The organism is Sphingobacterium sp. Ag1 (genome assembly GCF_000988325.1).
Lineage (GTDB): Bacteria > Bacteroidota > Bacteroidia > Sphingobacteriales > Sphingobacteriaceae > Sphingobacterium.
Genome location: NZ_LBGU01000044.1, coordinates 202666 through 223104 on the forward strand (window position 1 = coordinate 202666; position 20439 = coordinate 223104).

The 20439-nt window shown below is 44.0% G+C and carries 15 protein-coding genes; 9 read left to right on the top strand and 6 right to left on the bottom strand.

Going from position 1 to position 20439, the window contains the following annotated elements:
* Positions 1 to 32: 32 nt before the first annotated feature.
* The 5 genes from AAW12_RS21640 to AAW12_RS21660 form a co-directional block, all read right to left on the bottom strand.
* Complete coding sequence (locus AAW12_RS21640; protein ID WP_046675757.1) at positions 33 to 941, bottom strand: helix-turn-helix domain-containing protein; 909 nt, start codon at positions 939 to 941, stop codon at positions 33 to 35.
* A gap of 174 nt (positions 942 to 1115) precedes the next feature.
* Positions 1116 to 2180, bottom strand: coding sequence for a dihydrodipicolinate synthase family protein (locus AAW12_RS21645; RefSeq protein ID WP_046675758.1), 1065 nt, complete (start codon positions 2178 to 2180; stop codon positions 1116 to 1118).
* Complete coding sequence (locus tag AAW12_RS21650; protein WP_046675759.1) at positions 2180 to 3202, bottom strand: NAD-dependent epimerase/dehydratase family protein; 1023 nt, start codon at positions 3200 to 3202, stop codon at positions 2180 to 2182. The genes AAW12_RS21645 and AAW12_RS21650 overlap by 1 nt, the downstream gene beginning before the upstream one ends.
* Before the next feature lie 7 nt (positions 3203 to 3209).
* The gene (locus AAW12_RS21655; RefSeq protein WP_046675760.1) at positions 3210 to 4442 is read right to left on the bottom strand and encodes an Nramp family divalent metal transporter; all 1233 of its coding nucleotides are present in this window, start codon (positions 4440 to 4442) and stop codon (positions 3210 to 3212) included.
* Positions 4443 to 4447: 5 nt separating this feature from the next.
* Entirely contained in the window at positions 4448 to 5968 is a 1521-nt protein-coding gene (locus AAW12_RS21660) for a PQQ-dependent sugar dehydrogenase (protein ID WP_046675761.1), read from the bottom strand.
* 376 nt (positions 5969 to 6344) lie between these two features.
* Here AAW12_RS21660 and AAW12_RS21665 point away from each other — a divergent pair, with 376 nt between their 5' ends.
* The 6 genes from AAW12_RS21665 (at position 6345) to AAW12_RS21690 (ending at position 16154) form a co-directional block, all read left to right on the top strand.
* Positions 6345 to 9530, top strand: coding sequence for a SusC/RagA family TonB-linked outer membrane protein (locus AAW12_RS21665; RefSeq protein ID WP_084823285.1), 3186 nt, complete (start codon positions 6345 to 6347; stop codon positions 9528 to 9530).
* Positions 9531 to 9541: 11 nt separating this feature from the next.
* Entirely contained in the window at positions 9542 to 11374 is a 1833-nt protein-coding gene (locus AAW12_RS21670; RefSeq protein WP_046675762.1) for a RagB/SusD family nutrient uptake outer membrane protein, read from the top strand.
* 25 nt (positions 11375 to 11399) lie between these two features.
* Positions 11400 to 11795, top strand: a complete 396-nt coding sequence (locus AAW12_RS21675) for a hypothetical protein (RefSeq protein ID WP_046676362.1) — start codon at positions 11400 to 11402, stop codon at positions 11793 to 11795.
* 8 nt (positions 11796 to 11803) lie between these two features.
* Positions 11804 to 12796 (top strand): DUF4466 family protein, encoded by a 993-nt coding sequence (locus tag AAW12_RS21680; RefSeq protein ID WP_046675763.1) that lies wholly within the window; start codon positions 11804 to 11806, stop codon positions 12794 to 12796.
* Positions 12797 to 12800: 4 nt separating this feature from the next.
* Positions 12801 to 15449, top strand: a complete 2649-nt coding sequence (locus AAW12_RS21685) for a hypothetical protein (RefSeq protein WP_156167726.1) — start codon at positions 12801 to 12803, stop codon at positions 15447 to 15449.
* A gap of 66 nt (positions 15450 to 15515) precedes the next feature.
* Positions 15516 to 16154, top strand: coding sequence for a GntR family transcriptional regulator (locus AAW12_RS21690; protein WP_046675764.1), 639 nt, complete (start codon positions 15516 to 15518; stop codon positions 16152 to 16154).
* A 32-nt stretch (positions 16155 to 16186) separates the two neighbouring features.
* Here AAW12_RS21690 and AAW12_RS21695 read toward each other — a convergent pair whose 3' ends face one another.
* Positions 16187 to 16984: an SMP-30/gluconolactonase/LRE family protein gene (locus AAW12_RS21695; protein ID WP_046675765.1), complete on the bottom strand. Its 798-nt coding sequence runs from the start codon at positions 16982 to 16984 to the stop codon at positions 16187 to 16189.
* Positions 16985 to 17144: 160 nt separating this feature from the next.
* On the opposite strand from AAW12_RS21695, the gene AAW12_RS21700 reads away from it, so the two are divergent.
* Genes AAW12_RS21700 through AAW12_RS21710 form a run of 3 tightly spaced genes read left to right on the top strand, consistent with a single transcriptional unit; the run spans position 17145 to position 20439 of the window.
* Positions 17145 to 18467 (top strand): aspartate aminotransferase family protein, encoded by a 1323-nt coding sequence (locus AAW12_RS21700; RefSeq protein WP_046675766.1) that lies wholly within the window; start codon positions 17145 to 17147, stop codon positions 18465 to 18467.
* Positions 18468 to 18476: 9 nt separating this feature from the next.
* Complete coding sequence (dgoD, locus tag AAW12_RS21705) at positions 18477 to 19655, top strand: galactonate dehydratase (RefSeq protein WP_046675767.1); 1179 nt, start codon at positions 18477 to 18479, stop codon at positions 19653 to 19655.
* A 16-nt stretch (positions 19656 to 19671) separates the two neighbouring features.
* On the top strand, positions 19672 to 20439 hold the full coding sequence (locus tag AAW12_RS21710) for an SDR family NAD(P)-dependent oxidoreductase (RefSeq protein ID WP_231585330.1): 768 nt from the start codon (positions 19672 to 19674) through the stop codon (positions 20437 to 20439).

Sequence of the window (20439 nt, forward strand, 5' to 3'; positions counted from 1 at the left end):
AGATATAGAATTCAAACAAATTATTGTGAAAATCAAACAGGCTTATTGCGGTAGGCTAAAGGTGGTATACCAGCATGTTTTTTGAAATAATTACTGAAGTTTGCGGGTTCCTCAAAACCCAGGGCATAAGCGATTTCATTGATATTCCAGCTGCTATGTTGGAGGAGGGCTTTTGCTTCCTGTGTGATGCGTAGCGCGATGAGTTCTTGTGTGGTTTTTCCTGTATTTTGTTTCAAAGCCCTGTTTAGCGAATTGACATGGATATTGAGCTGCTGTGCATAATCCGTTGCATTTTTAAAACGAAGCAAATTTTCGGTGTCAATCGGAAATTGGCGTTCCAGTAGCTCTAAGAAAAGATGGGAAATACGCTGATTGGCGTTTTGGTAAGGTGATATTCCCTCATTTGGCGCTAGTTTTAATGTTTCTAAAAGGAGTAACTGCAGCTGATTCCGGATAATTTCATATTTGAACGAAAAATCAGATAGCAGTTCCGCATTGATGCGCTGAAAAATGTGATCGAAAAGATCGACCTGTTCGTCCGTTAAGAAATAGACGGGGCTACCACTCGGATTGAAAAAATGGCTTTCGAGGATGTTGTGGTTGTAATGTTTGTCCTCCTGAATGAATTTTTGCGTAAAAAGACAGAACCATCCTTTTTGATCGGGATTGTCTGTTTCCCAAGAGTAGGGAACAAGCGGACTTGAAAATACAAGCGCTGGACGGTCAATAGGGATCCATTGATCGCCATAATGCAGTTGACCCTCGCCGATCATAAGGGATATTTTGAAATAATCTTTTCTATTGTACGGTGATTTTAAGGGACAATGCTCACGTGAAAATACGTTAAAATGAGAAATTTGTTCGGGCGAGGAGCCTATTGGGTAATTGGATTCTCGAAATACCCGTTGATAGAAATCAATTATATTTTCAGAAGTTGTCATGACGCAAAGTTATAAAAATCAAACCTTTTGTTCTGCGCGAGATTCCTCCCGGTCAGTCATTGATTGGTAAAATATGAACTGGAGCAAAAAGGAAGGTCCCATCACCTCGTTAGCTATGGCTAGCCCGGGTGATGAGACCTTTGAGAGGGAACCGATTATTATAAAAGGAAGCGACTATTGGGATCTAGATTTAAGAAACTCCTTGACAAATTCATCGTCGTTTAAGTCAGGGTAGTCTTTATATACACGATCAATTTCTTCTTGCTGTCCGATGGAAAGATTTTCGTCGGGGTTCAGACACCAGATACCTTTCATCAAACCTTGTCTACGGAGCACCTCATGTAAGCCTGGTATACAGCCATGGAATGCATTTGCTGGGTCAAAAAATGCGGCATTACTGTCTGTGACAGCAATTGCTTTGCTTAGGAGATGGCTCGCATGGAAGTTATTGGGGTTCTGTTTGTATGATTTTATTTCCCGAAGGAGCTCAACGGCCTTTGCCGTCCAAACGGCCCAATGACCTAGTAAACCACCTTTAAATTCTATGGAGACGTTTTCTCCAGCTACGGGGAAATTATACACGCTCATCAGATCGTTGACAATATTGTCATCATTGCCCGTGTACATGGCAATTTGATCTCGCCGGCTGGAGTTGGCTATAGCACGCATAACGTCTAATGTCTGGTAGCGGTTGAAGGAGGCGCACTTGATGGCGACGACGTTGTCGATTTCGGCAAACTGCTGCCAAAAGGAATAAGAGAAAATACGGCCACCAACGGCAGGTTGAAGATAGAATCCAAAAACAGGAATAATAGCTGCTATTGCTCTGACTCGATCTAATATTGCATTTTCAGTCCAGCTTTGGAGTCCGCCCATACTCAAAAGTCCGATATCATAACCGTATTGAAGTGCCGTGTTTGCCTCCTGTACCGCTTGTTCTGTGGCGCCGCAGATGCCCGCAATTTTGATAAATGGTCGTTGGAGCTCAGCTTTATCGACTTCTTCGCTAGCCCATCGCAATACGGTTTCAAAAAGATTGATCTCAGGGTCCCGGATTTCAAACTGGGTTGAATGTACAGCGACAGCGATTCCGCCCGCTCCACTGGCTATGTAATACTGGGTCAGGAGTCGTTGATGTGCTTCGTCAATGCTGCGGTCCTCATTGAGGGCGAGGGGGTGCGCCGGAATGACCGTCCCTTCCCAAAGCAACTGTTGTAATTTGTTGTCTAAAGTTTTCATTAGAATTTTCCTTTTCGTTCTTGAAAGTGCGTGTCTTTGTTCCATAGTTCGCCACCTTGGATCAACCATTTGGCTGTAATGTCTATCGCTTCCCGTATGGTTGTCTTCGGGTAGCCAAATAAACGATGGCATTCGGAAGCGTTGTTTAGTAAAGCAGTTCCGGCGGGCTCATTCAGAAAGATGGGCCTAGTGTTGAAATGCTCAGCAAAGCGCTCTGCGATCCATCGTGTAGAAAGAATTTCAGGCCCCGTGACATTCAGTATTTTGGCCGGAGACTGACAGTGCAATAATGATCTTAAGGCAATTTCGTTGGCATCTCCCTGCCAGATGACATTGACGTTTTCGGTTGTCAAATCTATTGGGAGCTGCTCTTTGACCGATTTGGCAATTTCGACGAGGACACCGTAGCGAAAATCCACCGCATAATTCAATCGGTAGATCAGGGTAGGTGTACCATTTTTCTTCGAAAAATACTCGAATATGCGCTCTCTACCCAAACAGGATTGCGCGTATTCACCGACAGGCTCGGGCGTTCTTTCCTCGGAAACGCCGCCATTGCTTATCGGCACAAAGGGCAGTACGTTACCCGAAGAAAAAGCAACAATGTTGGAGTCTCGAAAATGAGAAGCTACCATTCCGGGAAGATAGGTGTTCATTGCCCAGGTGAAATCTTCATTTCCTGTGGTGCCGAACTTATGTCCTGCGAGGTAAATGACATTCGGAACCTGCGGAATCTTTTTGAGTTCTTCTTCATTCAGCAGGTCGCAGGCGATGGTCTCTATGCCTAGATCTTCCAGTTCCTGTTGGAGTTCCTTGGTTGAAAAACGCGAAACACCAATGACCTTTTTGTCTATTCCTGCAGCTTGAATAGCCCTCATGGCTAGTTTTGCCATGCTTGGTCCCATTTTTCCGCCAATACCTAGGAAAAGAATATCACCTTGTATCTTTTTTATATCTTCAATTAGATCTAATGATGGTGCAAGTATTTGCTGTTCCAATTCCGCTAAATTGTTATGGTCCATGTCTGAATTATTTGATTAAATTATAGAAATTACTAAAAGCAAGAAAAACGAGTAAGAGAAGTCCGAGGATTGCCCATAACCTTGTTAGTGGGCTGTTTCTGAGCGCACCCATAATTTCTTTGTCGTTTGCGATCAGAAAGAGGATAATGCCAATAAAGGGAACAAGAAAAATGGTGATGCTTTGGGCAAAAACAATAAGCTCCAAGGGGAGATTTCCGAAGATCAGTGCGATGGCAGACCCAAAAATCATGACCAAAGAAATAAAGAGTTTCACTTTGGGGTGATTGAGATTGTTGCCGAAGCCAAAGGTATCGCCCAGTAATGAACCGCCTAATACAGCATTGCCGATCAAGGAAGAAAAGGAGGCGCCGAAAAGACCGATAAAAAAGAGGTGTGAGGCGTAGCTTCCCAAAAGCGGTTCCAATGCACGGCCCATCTCAGCGGCAGAACTCAATTTGATGCCTTGCGGATGAAGGGTATTTGCAGCGCAGACCATCACGGCAGCACTCATGATCCCGAGTATAATGATGCCGATTCTGCTCCCGACTATTTGCCGTTCCGAAGTCTGCTTGTTGGACGACAGTTTTCTTCTTGACTGCACAAGATAACTTTGATAAAACGCACCCACAATCGAAAAGCAAGACGCTGTGAAAGCGATAATTAAACCCATTGATAAAGGCGGGAGGCTTGGAATAAAACCTAAGAAAAATTCCTGTACAGGCGTCTTTGTCATTATGGCTGTGGATAAAAAAGCAAATAGCATAAGGATAATAAGTGCTAGCATCAGTTTTTCCAGTAGCGCATAGAAAGACTTGAAGAACAACAGTAAAATGCCAATGACATTAAAAACGATGATCCATATTTTGGGGTTTGTCCCCGTTGCTTCCGAAACAGAAATGGAGACCCCTGTGGCATTTCCGGATTGAAAACAGGTTGCGACAAGGAAGATTCCGAGGCCAATGATGATGGCGGTTGTTTTACCAAATTTCTGGCGAATCAAGGTAAGTAAAGATTCGTCTCTCGCAATGCCGATACGTGCCGCCATATTGGTGAAAACCATCATAAAAAAGATCGCGACGACGACAACCCATAATAGGGCGAAGCCATAATCTGCACCCATTTTTGATGTGATGGTCATTTTGCTGGGCCCGAAAACCAGGGCGGCGGTAATGATGCCGGGACCTAAGATGGATAGCCAATTTTTAAACAAAGAGGGTTTTGGCTCGAGGTTGTTTTCCATGAGATTTATCGTAATGAGGTTAAATGCTGTTGGTTGATTTTAGGTGCAGAATTTCCAAAGTGTGTACGGATATAATTGGTAATTTCAATGACCTCTTCATTTTTCAGGAATGAAAAAGATGGCATTGCGCTCTCGTATTTGACCTTGGCTATTGTTTTGTCTTTCAGTCCGTGGAGGATAACCCGCAATAAAGGTGCTGGGTCGCCTTTGACAAGAGATGAATTGGCTAATGGGGGGAAGGTGTTTGTAAGTCCCTTTCCATCTGCTTTATGACAAGACGCACAATACGCTTCGTATAAGGCTTGACCACTTTTGGCCGGGGAGCTGACGGCGTTGGCTGCAACGGGCTTAATCATTGGCGCAACGGCCTTATCGGCAATGCGGAGTCGGTAGATCACGTCGTCATCGGGTTTTGGAAATCCCTTTTGTGGATTCCAGTCCCGGTTGCTTGAACAGAAATAAATGTCCCCATTGGGTAAGGTCAATACGGATCTTAGCCGGCCAAGTTGATCTTTGAATAGGATCTTCTCATCGACGATCTGCTGCCCATCGGCAGATAATTTTAGGATACGTAGAGACTGATTTTTTAACGTCGCAAGCAATAAGCTATGTTGCCATTCAGGGATAACGTTGGAACCGTAATAGGCCATACCAGATGGTGCAACGACTGGAGTCCACGATTTAATAGGTTCCTGTCTTGGGGACTTTTTGGCGATAGCTTTTTCCTTTTCCGTGTCAATCATGCCTTCGATCTGTGGCCAGCCATAATTTTTTAGCGGTTTGATCAGGTTGATTTCATCTTCGATGGCATCGCCATGTTCGGAGGTGTAAATTAAGCCTTTTGCATCATGGGTAAGTCCTTGCATGTTTCGAAATCCCCAGGCATATACATAGCTGTTTTTAATTGGATTGTCTTTGGGAATGCTCCCGTCGAGATTGAGGCGTAAGATTTTACCGTTTAATGAGGTGCTGTCTTGTGCGAAGGTATCACTTGCGGCATCTCCTGTAGCCCAATATACTTTTTTGTCTGTCGAAACAATAACTCGGGAGCCGTTATGTCCCGTGTTTCCAGGGATCTGTAAAAGCAATTTTGGGTTTGACAACTTGCCTGCCTTATTATAATCGTAGCGATATAGGTTGGAAAAAATAAGGCTATCTTTTTTGCTGGTGTAAGAAAGGTAAAGATAAGCTTGCTGCTGTTCCGGCTGATAGAGCGCCATTCCCAAGAGTCCCAGGGTGCGCTGATGGTATACGTCGGTCAGGCTGTCCACCAAAGTAACAACTTTTGTTTTTGTATCCAGTCTTCGTATACTTCCTCCGATTTCAGAAAACAGAATGGCGTTATTGACCCGGTCATATTGTAAATCCCAGGGCACATGGAGTTTTGTAGCTTCTTTGGTTAGCGATAGTATGCTGTGCTCCAGTTGGATGTTATTTATGGGTTTACGTTCTCTTTCTGTCTCGGAAGAACAGGAAGAAAGCAGCGGGATCAGCGATACAAGCCAAATATAGGTTTGTTTTTTCATATAGGATCTACGGTTATTCCTTTGATTTATGTGGTTAGTCAAATGTAGTTGAATAAAAATAAATATACAAAAAATAAGTTAAATTGTATACAAAAATATTTTATCGGCCTAAGGTAAATACGATTTAGTTTATAATCTGGTGGGCAAAAATGTGGTATTATAGATTTGTCACGAACTTGTTAGCATGGCTATTTTTGTAAAAAAGTGAAAAAAATATTGAATTGTATACAAAAAATATATATTATTGTATTCACTATGATAAAGTAAAGAAGAGGAATTGCGATCGCATAGGGGTCGAAAATTATTTTTCTTAAAAAATACCAATAAACTAAAGAGCTTATAAATCATTTATTTAACCACTTTAACCTGAGTATTCATGATACTAAAGCAGATTAAAATCCGGGATGTAATAAACAGGAGTTGCCTGTTGGTAGGGCTACCTTTTATTTCGATGGCTGCATTGGCAAATGTACCTTCTTCCCCTAATAATGGAAAGATTCCGATCTCGGATGTTCTAAATCCTTCGTCGGGTTTAGCTAAATTTCAGCAGCAGCTTGTCGGGCAGGTGCTGGACGCTAAAGGGCAGCCACTGTCCGGTGTGGAAGTGCGTAACCTTAAAAATGCAACTGTTACCGTTACGGATCAAGAAGGCCGTTTTAAATTAACGGGTTCGGTTTCAGATCAGATTCAATTTCGGTTAATCGGTTTTAATACAAAAGTGGTGTCGGGGAAAGACGTGCAGGCTTTGGTGCTTGATGCGAGCGAAAATGCGCTGGATGAAGTGGTTGTGGTGGGGTATGGTAAGCAGAAAAAAGGCAACTTGACTGGTGCTGTGGCCAGTGTCAATTTTGACCAATCTACTTCAAGCCGGGGGCTTTCCAATGCCTCGCAGGCCTTACAGGGTGTTATTCCCGGTTTGGCCGTAAGTCAAAACTCAGGGATGGCCGGAAATAATGCAGCGGATCTTTTGATCCGGGGCTTGGGGACGGTCAATAGTGCTGGACCGCTGATCGTGGTCGACGGGATGCCCGATGTCAATATGAACCGTGTGAATGTGAATGATATTGAAAGTGTGACCGTGCTAAAAGATGCTTCTTCCGCTGCTGTATACGGTTCCAGAGCGGCCAACGGGGTTGTATTGATTACGACAAAGTCTGGTAAAAGAAACAGTAGGACGGCTATTTCCTTTAGTGCCAACAAATCGCTGGTGAAACCTACCCGCTCTTTTGATTTTGTCAATAATTATGCAAAAGCAATGACGGCTACGCAAAGGGCTCAGGCTTATAATACCGCTGCATCTGCATTCAATTTTAAAAATGGAACGATCGACGAATGGTTGGCTTTAAGTATGATCGACCCGAGATTGTATCCAAGTACCGATTGGTGGGATGTTATTCTTCGCAATGGTCAAAGCGGGAATTATAATGTTTCCATTAATGGGGGGACTGAAAATAACAATTACTATTTGTCTGTGGGTATGCTGGATGAGAGGGGGATACAGATCAATAATGATTTTAAACGTTACAATGCTGCATTTAACTTCGAAACAAAAGTAACCAATACCATCGGTGCTGGGGTCCGGTTCTCCGGAAATTGGTCCGATTACCGGTATAACTACGAGGATGGTATGACTGCCAACTCAACAAGTGGAATGGATTTGTTTACCTCGCCAGCAGGTATATTGCCTTATGATCCTATGACCGGTTTTTATGGTGGTGCAATGTCTTACAATGAAAGTCCGCAGGCCAATAATATTTATGCGGACTACATGACGCGCAACCAGAACCACATGAATCAAAAGCAGGCTCTGGTGAATGGTTATTTAAACTGGAAGCCGTTCAAAGGGTTTGAGGCTAAAGTGGATTATGCCCTAAATTATGACACGCGTTTTCAATGGAAGGCAGATATGCCGACAAAATTGTATAACATCCGGACAGGATTGTCTATCCGGGATCTTGTGCCAACAAATGATGGGATCTATAATACAGACCGGAACAATTACAAAACGCAGCTGAACTTCAAGTTGAGTTATGATCATAAGTTCGGCGCTAATCATGATTTCTCTGCTTTGGCCGTGTATTCCGAAGAATATTGGAACAATCGTGTTTTGGCGGGTAGTCGCTTAGATCGTTTGCATCCTAGTTTACATGAAATCGATGGTGCGTCTGAAGATGTACAAAATGTGTCGGCATCATCATCGGCGGAAGGTTTACGTTCTTATATCGGACGATTAAATTATACAGCCTTTGGAAAGTATATGTTTGAAGGGAACTTCCGGGTAGATGGTTCTTCGCGTTTCTTGCCAGGCGATCAATATGGTTTTTTTCCTTCCGCGGCAGTGGGGTGGCGGATCTCAGATGAGGCGTTTATGTCGGCATTTAAGGAGAAGATTAGCCTGAGTTCGGCCAAATTTAGAGCTTCTTATGGTTCATTGGGTAATAATAGTGGTGTAGGCTTGTATGAGCAGAAACAATCTTTGGTGTCCAGTCCCTACTATCTGATTGACAATAGTACAGGAGCAGGGTCTGTTGTCAAGGGGTTGATCAATAAAAAACTGATCAACTATGACCTTACCTGGGAAAAGACACGTGTGTTTAATTTGGGCTTGGACCTTGGGTTCTTTAAAAATAAACTGACGGCCGAGTTGGATTACTACGAAAGAAAGACGATCGGTATGAACAGACCTTCGGATGTATCGATGCATCTGACGGGTTTATTTGCTGCTCCGCGACGCAATATCGGCGATATGATGAATAAAGGGCTGGAAGCAAATGTGACCTGGAATGATAGAAAAGGTGATGTGGGTTACATGCTGAACTTTAATGTCGGCTACAACAAGAACAAGCTACTGTCCTGGAATGAGCAGTTGCAAAGAGGTTCGGTATTTATTGATATGCCTTATAATTTTATCTATGCTTTCGAATCGTTGGGCATTGCGCAGTCTTGGCAGGATGTCTATAATGCAGTTCCTCAGGGGGCTTCTCCGGGAGATATTTTGTTGAAAGATGTCAATGGTGACGGCAAATTGGATGCGAATGACCGCGTGGCATATCCCGCTTACCAATTGGGCAGACCAAAGGTAAATTACGGATTTAGAGGTTCCGTTGACTACAAAGGTTTTGATTTCTCTTTCCTGTTGCAGGCTGCTACCGGACGAAAAGAATTTTGGATGAACAAAGCGAATTCAAATTTTTTAGGGACGGCAAATCAGGCGATTACGGAAGATCAGTGGAATAATATGTGGAGCCTGGACAATCGCGATGCCGATTATCCTAAATTGCTTCCAAGTACATTGGGATCAACGAGTCCAAATGCGTACTTGAGTACATTTTGGTTGCAAAACATGTCTTATTTAAGGGTTAAAAATCTGCAGCTTGGCTATACTTTTAAGAAAGAATTACTGATGAAGCTGGGAATCCAGAAGTTACGTGTATTCGGTTCTGTAGATAATTTGGCGGTTTTGACGAGTTTTAAAGGCTTAGATCCGGAGAAAAGTACCTATACCAATGATGCCTATCCGATGACGAAGAGTTTTGTGGTTGGACTGAATGTAGACTTATAATATTTGAACTTATGAAATCGATATATAACATCGTGTTTATTTCTTCTTTGTTGCTTCTTGGTTTATCCGCGTGCCGCAAAGATTTGTTAAATCAAAATCCAACAACAACGCCAAGCTCTGAAACGTTCTGGGTGGACGAAAATGACGCGCTTGCTGCCTTAATGGCGAACTATTCGATATTTAGACCTTGTTTTGATCGTGACTATCATTTTGATGGTCATGGTGATTACCTGAAGGTGTACAATACCGGTGCGGCGCCTATTTCATTAACGGTCAATAGTCCGATGAATTATGGTTCCGGTGCGTCGGCAATGTATAGAGCATTGTATGGATCTATATTCAGTTCCAACTTTGTGATCGAAAATACCAATGCGCGCTTGTTGCCCGTAGCAAAAACTGATGCTGTAAAACAGACCTTGGAAACGATCGTGGCGGAAGCCAAATTGCTGCGTGCCATTGCCTACTTTAGACTGATTTCCTTATGGGGCGATGTACCTTATTTTTACAAATCGGCACCGGCGCCTGCAGAGGCTGATACGGTGCGTAGAATGCCTATTGCGCAGCTGAAAGATTCCATTATGGCTGATTTAAATTACGCTGTGGACAAATTGCCGAATAAGGGGGCTGCAATTGGTCGTGCCGGTAAGCCTGCCGCGTTGGCCTTTCGTGGTAAGTTTCAATTGTACTGGGGTTCGTGGAAGAAAAATGGATGGCCCGAATTGGATGGATTTGTGCAATCTGCTGCCGACGCTAAGTCGGCCTATACGGCGGCAGCTGCGGATTTTAAGCGTGTGATCAATGATTTTGGTATCAAAATGTTTAGAAATGGTGACCCAGGTTCATGGGGTGAATTGGGGAAGGCAGATGTGCTCCCAAATTATTACTACATGTTTATACCTTCTACGGGCAACTTGAGTCAAGATGAGGAAATGGTCATGGTGCTTACCCATGGCGGTGTGGGTACGAAACAGAGTGAGGAATATCAACGTGTGTGGACTGGGCCATTGGTGTCTTTAGGGCAGAACCAAGCTATTCCGCGTTATGAATTGGCAGACCGTTATCAATCTACCATTACGGGTGATTTCTTGCCCAAGATGGTTCAGCTAGATCCAGTGAAAAATCCGGCAGCACGTACAACAGCAAATTCAGCGGTGAACCCTGAGTCGTACCGTAATCGCGATTATCGCATGAAAGCGACTTTGTTGTGGGATTATGAATTGATTATGGGTATGAGCCCTACGGAGACGACAGGTTATATTCCTTTTGTCTACAAAACTTGGGGTGCTGCGGTGACGGTTAACGGTGTATCTTACAAAACTTCCTTCACCGATAATACCACAAATCTCTCGGGATTACAATCGCGTAAATTTGTGCGCAATTATGGTGGTGTGGCACGTAGTGATGGAAATTACAATTGGCCTTTGATGCGCATTGCAGACGTGTATCTGATGTATGCTGAAGCGACCAATGAGATTGGTGGTCCACAGGCGGATGCGATTGATTTGGTTAATAAGGTCAGGCGCCGTGGTAACTTGCCCGCGCTTGCGGGTGCTAAAACCGCTTCTCGTGATGCTTTTTTTGATGCTATAGAACAGGAAAGGATCGTAGAGTTGTTTGGTGAAGGACAGCGTGCCTTTGACCTGCGGAGATGGCGTAAACTGGAAACCGTATTTGGTAAGCCTTATGGTGATGGAAAATGGTTCCAGGATAGTTTTGGGAATAATTGGGAGCGCTTTTTCTTCAATGAGTCTGAGTTGACTTATCAAAAGTGTTATATCTATCAAATCCCGGAAACAGAACGTTCGCGGAATCCGAATTTAACACAAAATATACCTTGGAAATAAGATGGTAATACTTGACTGTAATAAGATGAAATATACATTATTTTTAATCGGCATGCTGTTCGTTAGCTTGTCCGGTTGTAAGGATGATTATCCAATGGATGAGGATGGTTTGTTGATCACGACCAGGTCGGAATGTTATGTCAGTAGTTTTGAACTGTTGGGCGCCGATTTTCAGACGGTACGGACCAAAGCTGCCTTGGTAGATACCGTTGAGCAAACCATAAAAGTGGAGGTGCTCTTTGGTACAGATTTGAAAAATCTATATCCACAGTTTTCACTGGTCACCGATGCGGTATTAGATCCTAAGATTTTAGGAAAACAAGATTTTTCCAATTTGGATACGCCACGTGAATGGACTGTCGTGTCTGGAAATAGAAAGGTTCGTAAGACGTATAAAGTTTATTTGACAGTACAAAAATAAGTAAGCTGATGAAAACAAATTATTTAAAAATAGGGCTACTGTCCATCGGATTTGGGCTCTTGCTGTTAGGTTCTTGTAAAGAAGAAGCTTATGAAATTCCAAAAGCAAAAGATGGCTTGCAAAACGATATTATTAAGCGCTCTTTAGGGCCAAATGTGGTTGGGGCTACCATAGACTTTGCTTATGCGGCGGCGATATTACCAGATCAGGGGAAGCTCACATCGATCGCTGTGGAAGCCAGCATTGCGGGTGATGAGGGTACTGTGCTTGAAAACAAATCGTACTACACCAGTAGTACCGGGGCAGATGTAGGTGTGGTCGTTGGCGACCCCGCGACAGTAAATGGGAATAGCGCAGAGGTGAAATTTACAAAAGACACCTCGGCTTCAACGCTGCGTTATAGCTACAAAATACCGGCAGCAGCAAAAGGCAAATCGGTTACGTTTACATTCAGGGCGAGGTCCAGTAATGGGCAGGAAATTGCGTTGAAGACCGAAGCGTATGCGATTCGTAATATGGATATGGCCTTAGACTTGATCGGGAAAGATGGGGCTGCCTGCTTTTTTTCTGTAGCAGATCTAAAATGGTATACAGCAACAGAAGCTGCAGCAAACCCGGATAAAATTGATTTGATCTATTTGTACCGGCCATTGCCAACGGTGACTTATGCACATTCATTGGTTGCTCCCACGACGGATGCCAGTTATTTGCCGAGCTTCACCTTACCTGTCGGGCTGACAAATAAAACGAAGATCGTGAAGGCTTGGACCGTGCGGGATCAACAATTGGCACGATTGCAATACAGTGTATTTGTGGACGATGTGGATTTGAAAGACAAATCGTTTATCGATGCGCCGGATTTTGCCATTAATTTAAAAGCTGAATCAGGACTATGGCTGCAAACGGCAGATGGTAAATACAATGCTTATGTATTTGTCAATAGCGTAAATAATACCACGAAAGAAATGAAGATCAGTGTAAAAAGGTTGCAAGTAAAATAAGGATATGGGTGCAAGGATATGGCTTAAAGTTAAAGGTACTATGCTAGGGGTCGCTTTTATGGCGATCCTTGGAGTGTCCTATGGGCAGCAGGCAAAGATTACTTCGATAAAGGGAAATGGGCAGAGGTTGCAGGTGCAGGTAGACGTTCCGACCGCTGGTGTCTATACCTTGGTTTCAGAAGGTGAGGTTACCGATTTGGATAAAATTAAGGCTGCGGATAAAACAGGTATGATGACGCTGTATGCGATGATTGATGTTCGCGCCGCCCGATCGACCAAACGGATCGTATTCGACAGCTTTAAAGGTGCGAAGCAAGATCTTGGTAAATTTTATTTTGGGAAAGGGAAGCAGACGGTCGGCATGCAATTGCCAGCTAATTTTAAAATTAAAGCTGTTTCGATCAATGCCTTTGTGCCTCCAGTTGCACCAGCTGCAGCGGAAAATTATAAACCAAAGATTGTTCCACCTGCAGGTCACCCCAGATTATGGGTTAATAAAGAATCTTTGCCGCTTGTTAAAGGGCGGCTGGAAGAGGCGGAGCATCTGGAAGCTTGGGGAAAAGTGAAAACACTTGCGCAGCAACCTGTTCAATTTATTTTTGATCCGAATAAGGAAATGTTTTACGATGAAAAGCTCGAGCGTGCTATTGAATCAAAAGCGTTTTATTACCTCATGTCCGGTGACGAAAAAATAGGTCAAGAGGCGGTCAGACTGGCGGATCAGTACTTGACGATGTTGGAGTTCGGGAATGTATCCTATGGTGATATTACACGCGAGCTGGGACGTGCAATTTATACGGGTGCACTGGTGTACGACTGGTGCTACTCCTTATTGGATGTACGCGTTAAGGCCAACCTGCATAAAAATATGATGCGTCTGGCGCAAGATATGGAAATTGGCTGGCCTCCCTTTTTTGGTATCGAAAGTATTATCAATGGGCATGGGAATGAGGCGCAGGTGTCGCGCGATCTGCTGGCAATGAGTATTGCTTTATATGATGAGGATCCTGTACCTTACAAGTATACTTCGTATGCTATTTTGGAAGAGTTGGTGCCCATGCGCAAGTTTGAGTATCAGTCTCCGCGCCATAATCAAGGTGTTGATTACGGTGGCTATCGTTTTGGGTGGGAAATGCATGGAGCCTGGTTGTATTATCGCATGCTTGGCTATCCGGTTTTTGACGATAACATCAAGAATATGCCGTATTACTGGCTGTATATGCGCACGCCCGACGGAAAAATGTTACGCGACGGGGATATGTTTAATGTAAAGTACAACAGCAGTGCCGATTTTTATTGGAAAAATCCGCAGACCATGTTGCTTTGTTATGCCTATTCAGGCAATCCGGTAATCAAGGCCGAGTTTGTCAAGCAGGGCGGTTTGCCCGACAATCCAATCTTGTTTCTCCTCTTGGATGATCCAAAATTGAAGCCGGATTTTGACCGTGAGAAAATGCCGCTGACAAAGGATTTTGGACCCATCTTAGGGTCTATGGTTGCCCGGACAGGCTGGAGCGAAGAAAACGGAAGTTCCGATGTGGTTGCAGAAATTAAGGGTGGTGGTTATCATTTCGGCAATCATCAGCATGCCGATGCAGGTGCGCTGCAGATCTATCATCATGGTATTCAGGTCGGTGATCTTGGCCTGTATCTTTCCTATGGCTCCCCTTATGATTTTAACTTTAATAAGCGGTCGGTTGCGCATAGTATGCTTTTGGTGCGTGATCCTGCTGAGCCGCTGTTGTTTAGGACCAAAACAAACGATGGTGGTACTCGGTTTAGCCAGCGTTTTCCACGCACGGTTGAGGAGGTATTAAGTGACTCCTGGTACCATACCGGAGAGATCAGGGCATCGGCATTTGGTAAGGATCCCATTCAGCCGAGCTATAGCTATTTCAATGTGGATCTAACGGCTGCATATACCGCTAAAGTGAAATCCTATACTAAAAGTTTCCTGTTTTTGAATTTGAAGCGGAAGGATGTGCCTGCGGTCATTGTCCTATTGGACGAGCTTAAGACCAATGATCAGAAATTTGAGCCCTACTGGCAGATCAATACGCTTGAAAAGCCGTTACAAAGTGAAACAGGTTTTGTATTGCATAGTCAATTTAAAAATGTCGCTGGTGCTACCTATGTTGATTTGCTGAAGCCGCAATTAAGAGACTGTGCGGTGAAATTGTATTCGGGCGATTCGACTGCTTTTGTTTTTGGTGATCTTTATCAGGTCAAGTCTCCTTGGCCAGAGGCTAGAGGAACACGGATTATGGTCTCGCCCAAACAGGAAAGTGATCAGGCCAGTTATGCTTCGGTTTTTCAGATGACGGAGAGTGGTTCTTCAAAATTACCGGTGTATTCGGAGGAAAAAGCGAATTATTATTTAATAAGGGTGGCTGATCGTTTACTGGTGGTGGCCAAACCAAATCAATATCTTAATGAATCCATTGAATTTGCGGTACCGGGAGATCAGCAGTATGAGGTCGTTGTGGTTGGTTTGAAAGATGGTTTCTGGAATATGAAAAGTTCATTAAAAAATAGTAGCTTTAATATAAATGTCCTGAAAGGGAATCATACAACCAGTTGGAAATCTAAAGCCGAAACTATTTATTTGTCGCCGGGTAGACAGTATGGTGCCCAAGAGGGGAAGATTAATTAAAGAATACGTTGTTTAAATTTTTTTAATGATTTTGTATTCTTATTTTTGCATAAAATTGTATACAATATGAAAGAGGATTCGCTTGCCTATAAAGTTTATTTAGAAGTACGTAAGAAAATTTTGTCCAGTCAGCTTGCTGGAGGGGCAAGATTGGTGGAGAGTGCTTGGGCGGATAAGTTGACGGTGAGTCGAGTGGCTGTTCGTGAGGCTTTTATGCGGTTAGCAGGCGAGAGTCTGGTTGAGTTTGGTGAAAAAGGCGGCTGCTTTGTGAAAAAAATGACAGTCGAAGATGTGAAGGATATTCGTGAGCTACGGGAGTTGTTGGAGATAGGGGCATTAAAGATTCTGTTTTCAAAGAAAAGTAAAGAGCTTATCGAAGATTTGGAGCTGATCTGCAACGATTTTTCGGAGATGGTCAGTAAAGGCTATTATGGTGGTGCTTGCGAGGCGGATGTTCGTTTTCATGAGCGGATTATTGAGGGGACCTGCAATTCAAGATTAATTTCTATTTACAAGAACAGTAACATTCCCTTATTTCATATGAAACTCGGGGCTATTATGGGGCAGATGGAAGATTACCTGGATACGGAGAAGGAGCATCGCGCTATTGTTGATGCGTTGAAAGCGGATGACTGGAATAAAGCTTATACCACTTTGGTCCATCATTTGGATCGGGGCGAGCAAGAAGCCTTGGAATTGGTTTAATATTTTTTGGATTTTTATAGGGGGTCTATTGTTTACAATAGACCCTTTTTTGTGCTGTCCCACTGCAACAATTGCCCTTTTTCAGCTTCTGTAATCATAAGTCCCTGAATGCCTTTTGGGTCTAAAGCACAATTTGTTGGATTCTTTCCCGGCGTAGGTATTTTCTCGATCGTCTTGTTTTTGGTATCAATGGATAGGATATGTTGCGATCCATAGATAGCGGCATAAAGCTGGTTATCCTGATCGAAGGCAATTCCATCTGGGCCAATAAGACCACCTGTTTCGATGAATTTTTCGATGTTCTCCACCTGTTGTGTCAAGCTGTTCCAGTGCATTTTCCAGATCCATTTTGTACCCGTTTCGGCGACAAAAAGTGTACAGTTGTCTGCTGCAAAGGCTAATCCGTTTGGGTAAAAAAGGCCTGTGTGGATCTTGGAAAGATTACCCTGTCTATTTAGGCAGCAGAGGTAGCCTGTACCATCGTCCAGGTCATTTCCCGGGCAGGAGAATAATAGGTTTCCTTCGGTATCAAAACATAAGTCGTTGGGCATTTTTAATGGCTTTCCTGCGATTTCCGTGACTATTGTCGTACAGGTTTTGTGGAAGGGATCATAGCAACGGATGCTGTTTTGTTGTGAGTCGCAAAACCATATTATTCCTTTCTTGTCGATCGCGATGCCGTTGGGATGTCCGCCCACGGCTATCCTGCTATGCTGACTGTTTTTGTAATAAACTAAATTTCCTGCTTCTTTCTCCACAAGCCATATACCACCCTCCCGGTCGAAAGCGGGGCCTTCTGGAAAAAGGAGTCCTTCAATGAGAATATTCATTTTTAAAAATTTTAAAATTTATTTTAAATGTATACAAAAATATTGTAATTTGGTATACATAAAATAAGGTGTATTTAAATACAACTTATTGATGACTGCAACATGTGTGGCGGTGATCGTCCAATTATAACAATAACAAATAGCAAAACTTTTAATAGGCATGCAAGAAAATGAAAAATCAGCCGCGATACTGCGGGAGAATGCAAGATGGATACCGGGTGGAGTGGTGTCCTTAAATCGGAAGTCAGATCCGAATATCTGCTTCGTCAAAGGAAATGGTAGTCTGGTCGAAGATATTGACGGGAACAGCTACATAGATTATCAGGCTGGATTTGCAGCATCCTTTCTGGGGCATAATGATCCTGACGTGAACGCTGCAGTGTTACAGACCTTGCAGGAACAGCAGGTATTGATGGGGGCTGGGCCAACCTTACTCGAAGGTGAGTTTGCGGAGCTTTTTTGTCAGTCTGTTCCTTCGGTAGAGAGCGTTCAGATCACAACGACAGGATCGGAAGCGACTTACCATGCGATCCGTATTGCCCGTGCTGTAACGGGGCGCGATCATGTGATTGTTATGCAGGGGGGCTACAATGGCTGGCATAACGATGTGGCCTGCAATGTGATCAGTCAACGTGCCGATGTGGGTTCATATCAAAGTCCGGGGGAATATCCATTCGATTCATTGAGTGCTGGCGTTCCTAAAAATCACAGCGATTTGGTACACATTGTCAACTACAACGATTTGGAAAGTGTGCTGTATGTGGTTCAAAAATATGATGTTGCCTGTATTCTGTTGGAACCGATTCTTCAGAATATCGGGATTGTGAAGCCAAAGGAAGGTTATTTGGAAGGCTTACGCAACATGGCCGACGCGCATGGATTTCTGTTGATCTTTGATGAAGTGAAAACCGGATTCAGACATGCGCTGGGTGGCTATCAGTCCATCTGTGGTATTCAGCCCGATCTTTCAACCTTCGGAAAGGCGGTTGCAAACGGCTACCCATTGGGGGTTATTGCAGGGAAGAAAAAATATATGGATTACTTTGTGGATCCTGATAAGTCGAAGCGCGTTATGATTGCCGGTACATTTAATGCTTTTCCTTTAACGACGGCGGCGGCGATTGCGACACTGAAAAAATTAGGCAGCGCCGAGCATCGCGTTTATGAACACGTAGAGGCGCTTGGTGCGCGTTTGGAGCAGGGATATAAGGAAATATTTCCTAAATTAGGCGTACCGTTTTATGTCGCACGCCAAGGATCTGCCTTCTGTACATATTTTATGGACCATGCGCCAGTCAATTTTCATGATATTTTGGATAACCACAATTTTGAGCTGGATACCCAATATCGAAAAAAGCTCATAAAAGAGGGGATTTTCAATTTCCCGGCACCAATTAAACAAGGAAGTATCTCCTTTGCGCATACGGAGGATGATATCGACAGAACGTTGGAGGCAACTGAACGCGTAATAAAAAGTTTGTAAACCCTAACTATGAAAATAACCGCTATTGAAACCTTTGTATGCCATGCGCGCATGCGAAATTGGATTTTTGTCAAAATTATGACCGACCAGCCCGGGCTTTGGGGATGGGGCGAAGCCACATTGGAATGGCATACGCAAAGTGTGGTCGGAGCTATCAAGGATATTTCTCAGTTGTTGATCGGTGAAGATCCGCGTCGTATTGAATACCTGTGGCAGATGATGTATAGACAACATTTCTGGCATGGAAACGGTATCGTTCGCGGTACGGCCATCAGTGGTATCGATATCGCCTTATGGGATATCTTAGGTAAAATTCACAATGTCCCTTGTCATGAGCTGTGGGGAGGTCGTGTACGTGACTATATCCGTTTGTATTGTCATTTAGGTGGAGGTCGCATGGAGGATTTTTATGAGACTGCTCCGGACGATGCCAAGCGATTTGGGGATCTGGCGCTAAAAGCTGTTGATGAGGGTTTTACTGCTTTTAAATCGATGGCTGTTCCAGAGACGATGTCGTTGGAAGGTCTTCGTCCCATTAAATATGCTGAAGCTTGTGTGAAGGCCATGCGTGATGCTGTCGGCGACGATATTGATATTATGGTGGATTGCCACGCGCGGCCAAGCCCACGTATGGGGATGCAATTTGCGAAAGCATTGGAGCCTTATGGCCTGTATTTCTTTGAAGAGCCATGCTGGCCAGAGACCATGGAAGATATTGCTTTGATTCAACGGGCGGTGACGACACCTATTGCTTCAGGCGAACGTTTGATCGGAGTGCATGCCTTTCGGGATATGCTCGAAAAGCGCGCCGTAAGTGTTATACAGCCTGATATTACACATTGTGGCGGTCTGACTGAAGCGCGTAAAATTGGAGCTTTGGCCGATGCTTATCGTGTATCTATGGCACCACATAATCCACAGGGCCCCGTAAGTACAGCTGCTTCCATTGAGCTGGGATTTGCAACACCATCCTATATTATTTGTGAAAGTGTGCATAAGGACGTCGAATGGCGTCAGGACGTCGTTACCGAAGGGTTTACGGTTCAAGAGAAAGGGCGGATTGTCCTTCCGAATAAGCGCGCCGGTTTGGGCATTGAAATCAATGAAGAAGAGGTAAAGAAACACCCTTTTCAACAGGAAATATTGCAGCGAACCTTCTATAAAGACGGTAGTGTAGGGGATTGGTAGTCTAAAAATAGCGATAATGGAGGAATATAAGAATAAGGTCGTCTTGATCAGTGGGGGACTTGGCGATATCGGAAGGGCTATGGCTGAAGCATTTTTGACCCAGCAGGCCATTGTATGTATCTCGGATCGGTTTGAACCACAGGTGGCTAGCGAGCGATGGCCCTTGTTGGATGACGCTGGAGCGCGTCTATTTTATGATCAGGTCGATGTAGCGGATGCCGGGCAGGTGGACGCCTGGGTGACACGGATAAGACAGGAGCTGGGGGCAATTTCCATCTGTATCGCGAATGCCGCATGTGTCACGATTAAAGATTTCAGCACGATAAGCAATGCGGAATGGAAGAATGAAATGGCCATTAATCTCGACGGTTCATTCTTCTTGGCGAATGCCTGTGCGAAGTCATTTGTGGAGACTGAGCTTGCAGGTTCGATCGTTTTTATGGGTAGCTGGGCTGCACATGCCGTACATCAAAATTTACCGGCATATAGTGTCTCTAAGGCTGGCCTGCGTATGCTTTGCCAGGCCATGGCTCTTGAATATGCTGCCTACGGAATTCGTGTCAACGAGATTGCACCTGGCTATGTCAATGCGGGCTTGAGCAAAGTGGTTTGGTCATCAAATGCCGAACTTCAAATGAAAGCAAAGGCTGTGGTGCCACTTGGTCAGATTATAGAAGCTGAAGAGGTTGCAAAACAGGTACTTTGGATCTGTTCGGACAATTGTAAACATATGACTGGTACCGCAATTGTGATGGATGGTGGACTGTCCTTGATTAGACCCTAG

Coding starts and splice junctions, on each gene's coding strand:
- AAW12_RS21680 (WP_046675763.1), top strand. CDS start 11,804: ATGAAAACAAATTATTTAAAAATAGGGCTACTGTCCATCGGATTTGGG.
- dgoD (WP_046675767.1), top strand. CDS start 18,477: ATGAAAATAACCGCTATTGAAACCTTTGTATGCCATGCGCGCATGCGA.
- AAW12_RS21650 (WP_046675759.1), bottom strand. CDS start 3,202: ATGGACCATAACAATTTAGCGGAATTGGAACAGCAAATACTTGCACCA.
- AAW12_RS21645 (WP_046675758.1), bottom strand. CDS start 2,180: ATGAAAACTTTAGACAACAAATTACAACAGTTGCTTTGGGAAGGGACG.
- AAW12_RS21695 (WP_046675765.1), bottom strand. CDS start 16,984: ATGAATATTCTCATTGAAGGACTCCTTTTTCCAGAAGGCCCCGCTTTC.
- AAW12_RS21670 (WP_046675762.1), top strand. CDS start 9,542: ATGAAATCGATATATAACATCGTGTTTATTTCTTCTTTGTTGCTTCTT.
- AAW12_RS21675 (WP_046676362.1), top strand. CDS start 11,400: ATGAAATATACATTATTTTTAATCGGCATGCTGTTCGTTAGCTTGTCC.
- AAW12_RS21700 (WP_046675766.1), top strand. CDS start 17,145: ATGCAAGAAAATGAAAAATCAGCCGCGATACTGCGGGAGAATGCAAGA.
- AAW12_RS21685 (WP_156167726.1), top strand. CDS start 12,801: ATGGGTGCAAGGATATGGCTTAAAGTTAAAGGTACTATGCTAGGGGTC.
- AAW12_RS21665 (WP_084823285.1), top strand. CDS start 6,345: ATGATACTAAAGCAGATTAAAATCCGGGATGTAATAAACAGGAGTTGC.
- AAW12_RS21660 (WP_046675761.1), bottom strand. CDS start 5,968: ATGAAAAAACAAACCTATATTTGGCTTGTATCGCTGATCCCGCTGCTT.
- AAW12_RS21710 (WP_231585330.1), top strand. CDS start 19,672: ATGGAGGAATATAAGAATAAGGTCGTCTTGATCAGTGGGGGACTTGGC.
- AAW12_RS21690 (WP_046675764.1), top strand. CDS start 15,516: ATGAAAGAGGATTCGCTTGCCTATAAAGTTTATTTAGAAGTACGTAAG.
- AAW12_RS21655 (WP_046675760.1), bottom strand. CDS start 4,442: ATGGAAAACAACCTCGAGCCAAAACCCTCTTTGTTTAAAAATTGGCTA.
- AAW12_RS21640 (WP_046675757.1), bottom strand. CDS start 941: ATGACAACTTCTGAAAATATAATTGATTTCTATCAACGGGTATTTCGA.